Genomic DNA, 255 nt, shown 5'->3' with positions numbered 1-255 from the left:
AGGCGCGCCCGCCACACCGACAACGCGGCCTGCAGCACCATGAACAGCGTGTTGCCGCGCGCCGCGCACAGCGCCTTCAAGCCTGCGCAGGCCGCGCCGGTCAGGCTGACGCTGTAGCGCGCGCCGGCGGTCGGCGTGGTGGCCGACAGCGGGAAGTCGAACGGCAGCTGCACGCGCGGCAGCTCGCCCTGCAGCTGCTGGTGCCAGTAGCCACGGCTGGGATGTTCGGCCTGCGCCGAGATCAGACCGTTCTGC

The 255-nt window shown here is 72.5% G+C and carries 1 protein-coding gene; it reads right to left on the bottom strand.

From position 1 onward, the window contains the following. On the bottom strand, positions 1-255 hold a 255-nt coding region (locus tag KVP70_RS35960), incomplete at both ends, for a condensation domain-containing protein (RefSeq protein ID WP_217946802.1).

The organism is Duganella violaceipulchra, assembly GCF_019166075.1.
In the GTDB taxonomy this organism is placed as follows: domain Bacteria; phylum Pseudomonadota; class Gammaproteobacteria; order Burkholderiales; family Burkholderiaceae_D; genus Rugamonas; species Rugamonas violaceipulchra.
This window is presented reverse-complemented; position numbering and strand designations above follow the sequence as displayed.